Here is a 1916-nt window from a genome sequence, read left to right on the forward strand (position 1 = left end):
GGGCCCTCCCATACCGTCCCCGGGGAGGGGTGGCAAGGCGGATGCCCCCCGGCGGCATCAGCCTGCCTTGTCGCCCCCCGTCGGAAACCCGTCAAAAACGAAGCGCCGCGGGCCCGGGTTCGGGCTCGCGGCGCGGGGGACGGCAGGGGTCAGCAGCGGGTTACATGGGGATTCAAAGGCCCGCGAGCCGCTGCGCGTCGGCGAGGTACTCGCCCTTCGGCTCGCGCTTCACGTACTCCTGCGCCAGCGTGCGGACCTTGGCCGTCTGCTTGGAGTCCTTGGAGAGCAGCGAGGCGTAGAAGTAGTACACCGGGGTGTAGTTCTCGTCGACGCTGAGCGCGCGCTGGTAGGTCTCGTCCGCCTTCGCCATGTCGCCCTTGCCCTGGTAGACGCGGCCCAGCTCGGTGAGCGCCATGGCGGAGCGGTCCGACTGACCGACGAACTCCAGGTTGGCCTTCTCCAGCTGCTCCTTCGCCTTGTCCCACTCCGAACGCTCCCGGTAGATGGCGCCCATGGCGAGGCGGGCCTCGGGGTTCTTCGCCTTCGGGTCCTTCACCGCGCGCTGGTACTGCGCCAGCGCCTCGTCCAGCTTGCCCTGGCGGCGGTAGGCGTTGCCCAGCATCACCACCAGCTTGGGGCTCTCGCCCATCGTCTTGAGCGCGGTGTTGAGGGCCTCGGAGGCCTCCTTCTCGCCGCCCGGCTTGCCCATGAGGGCCTTGGCCAGCTCGACGTGGAACTGGGCGCGGCTGCCGTCCAACTTGATGGCCTTGCGGATCTCCTCCGCCGCCGCGTCGAAGTTGCCTTCGGCCAGCAGGCGCCGGCCCTTGATGAGGTTCAGCTCCGGGTTCTGCTTGTCGAGCGCGAAGCCGGTCTCCTCCGCCTTGGTGACCTCGCCCTTCGCCTTGGACGGATCCACCGGCACGCCCGTCGCCTCGGACAGCTTCTGCTGCACGTCCGGCTTGAGGTTCGGCATGGCCAGCGACACGCGGGCGATGAGCAGCGAGCGCGCGAGCTGCGCGGCGGCGAGCTGCCGCGGGCTGGGCGGCGGATCCACCTCCAGCAGCTTCTTGATCATCTGGTTCACGAGCCCGTAGTTGGGCTCGTCCTGCTCCAGCATCAGCAGCGAGCGGCCCAGCAGGGACTCCGGGTGGTCCTTCTCGTAGCGCAGCGCGAAGTCGTAGTTCTTCCAGGCGGTGTTGTCCTGGCCCAGCCGGCGGTACACGGAGCCCAGGCCCGCGTAGACGCGCGGGTCGTCCGGCGCCAGCGCCTGCGCGCGCTCCAGGCTGTCCCGCGCGCGCTCCAGGTCACCCGCGTTCATCTGGATGAGGCCGAGCGTCAGGTACAGCAGCGAGGACGCCTTGCCCTTCTCGTTGAGGTCCTTGACCTGGGTCTCCAGCTCCGTGAGGGCTTCCTTGCCCTGGCCGCTGTAGGTCTTCACCAGGGCCTGCGCCGCGATGAGGTGGCTGGAGAGCTCCTTGCTCTTCTGGGCCGCCGCCAGGTGCTCCTCGGCCTGCCGGCGCGCGTCGTCGCCGCCGCCGTGCTCACCCCAGCGGATGGCGTAGGCGTACGCGAGGTAGCCGTGGGCCGCGGTGGAATCCGGATCCACCTCCAGCGCCAGGTCCGCCGCCTCGCACGCCTTCTTGTAGCTGGCGAACGAGTCGTGCTTGAGCTGCTCGGTGGCGACGTCCAGGTTCTTCTTCAGCTCCCGGCCGCGCTTCTTCGCCTGCGCCGAGTACCAGCCGTAGCCGCCCGCGAACAACGGGATGAGCAAGAGCAGCACCAGCGACAGCATCTTGCTGCGGTTGCCACCGGAGGCGGGCTTGCGGCGCGTGGCCTGCTCGTCGTCGTCCTCCTCCACCTCTTCCACCACCACCTGCGGGCGGCTACGGCTGGTACTCGGCGCAGGCGAAGAAGCG

At 69.4% G+C, this 1916-nt stretch carries 1 protein-coding gene; it reads right to left on the reverse strand.

Going from position 1 to position 1916, the window contains the following annotated elements; genetic code table 11:
* Positions 1 to 172: 172 nt before the first annotated feature.
* A partial coding sequence (locus tag D7V97_RS42705; RefSeq protein ID WP_120616236.1) for a tetratricopeptide repeat protein occupies positions 173 to 1916 on the reverse strand: 1744 nt, incomplete at its 5' end.

This window comes from Corallococcus sp. CA053C (assembly GCF_003611675.1).
Taxonomy (GTDB): domain Bacteria; phylum Myxococcota; class Myxococcia; order Myxococcales; family Myxococcaceae; genus Corallococcus.